General features: G+C 44.8%; 1 protein-coding gene. It reads right to left on the minus strand.

The window, feature by feature from the left end:
- A partial coding sequence (locus ACZ3HH_RS31240) for a hypothetical protein (RefSeq protein ID WP_465810622.1) occupies positions 1-192 on the minus strand: 192 nt, incomplete at its 3' end.
- Positions 193-232 lie beyond the last annotated feature (40 nt).

Below are 232 nucleotides of genomic sequence, written 5' to 3' on the forward strand. Positions count from 1 at the left end.
GGTATCGACCAGTTCAAATACCCGTTTTTGATCACCACCCTGAATGGCTTTGTCAGCCTTGACGGTATTGATCAGATCATCGGAAAGTTCTTTGATCATGACATCAGGTTTGGTGGTATCAATGGCAAAAGCGCTGCTCGACAGGGCCACAAAACCGGCCAGGAGAGCGGATTGAAAAAGTTGCTTGATCATAAATTGTCTTCCTTTTTTTAAAGTGACCCAGGTTGGAATG

This window comes from Pseudomonas sp. PME37.24/025, from assembly GCF_055556615.1.